The 1,064-nt window shown below is 67.8% G+C and carries 2 protein-coding genes; one reads left to right on the forward strand and one right to left on the reverse strand.

Features of this window, described 5'->3' with window-relative positions:
• Positions 1-660: bifunctional DNA-formamidopyrimidine glycosylase/DNA-(apurinic or apyrimidinic site) lyase (gene mutM / locus U1700_RS15260; protein ID WP_332753515.1), on the reverse strand; the 660-nt coding region annotated here is incomplete at its 3' end.
• 74 nt (positions 661-734) lie between these two features.
• Between mutM and U1700_RS15265 the strand changes: the two genes are divergently transcribed.
• Positions 735-1,064, forward strand: a 330-nt coding sequence (locus tag U1700_RS15265; RefSeq protein ID WP_332753516.1) for a class I SAM-dependent methyltransferase, incomplete at its 3' end; no start/stop codon positions are given.

Raw genomic sequence — 1,064 nt, forward strand, 5'->3', positions numbered from 1 at the left:
ACGCAGGGACGATCCGCCCGCCAGGATCGCCGCCTCCAGCACGGCGCGGATCGCCTCGACCAGTCGGGCGAGTCGCGCCTTCGATATCTGCCCGCCAGCCCGGCCCGGCGTGATCTTCGCCATGTGCAGCGCTTCGCACACATAGATGTTGCCCAGCCCCGCGACGATCCGCTGGTCGAGCAGCATCGCCTTGATGGGGGCCGCCCGCCCCTCCAGCGCCTTGGCCAGATAGTCGGCGGTGAAGTCCGGCCCCAGCGGCTCCGGCCCCATGGCGAGGAACGGAGGATAGCTGGCCAGCTCGGCGGTCGGCCACAGATCGACGAAACCGAATCGCCGCGGATCGTTCAGCGCCAGCCGCCGCCCCGCCCCCGTCTCCAAGAGCAGATGGTCGTGGCGCTGCGGCTCGCCCGGATCGATCCGCCAGCGGCCCGACATACCCAGGTGGAAGACCATGGTGTCGCCGCGATCGGTGTCGATCAGGCCATATTTGGCACGGCGGCCGAGCGACGTGACCGTGGCCCCCGTCATCCGCTGGCGCAGATCGGCCGGAAAGGGATGGCGCAGATCGGGACGGCGCGGCTCGACCAGGGTCAGTCGGGCGTTTGCCAGCACGGGGGTCAGGCCGCGAACCGTTGTTTCGACCTCGGGAAGTTCGGGCATCTAATCTCTGCTTTCGTCGGCCTCACAGCTAGGTAGCGTTTGCCCCGCCAGCAAGGCCGGGCTAGGGCAAGCCGATGAGCGATACCGTCTCCTTCGGCTATGAAGATGTGCCCCGCGACGAAAAGGTCGCCCGTGTCGGCAGCGTATTTACGAATGTCGCGGCCAAATATGACCTGATGAACGATGCCATGTCGGGCGGTATGCACCGGCTATGGAAGGATCGCTTCGTGCGCCGGGTGAAGCCGCGCGCCAGCGACCAGATCCTCGACATGGCGGGCGGCACCGGCGACATCGCCTTCCGCCTGGCCGAGTCGGGGGCGAGCATCACGGTGGCCGATATCAATCCGGCGATGCTGGAGGTCGGCATGAAGCGCGCGGCGGAGCGCGGGTTCGACGAGCTGGTC

Source organism: Sphingomonas sp. RB1R13 (genome assembly GCF_036663775.1).
In the GTDB taxonomy this organism is placed as follows: Bacteria; Pseudomonadota; Alphaproteobacteria; order Sphingomonadales; family Sphingomonadaceae; genus Sphingomicrobium.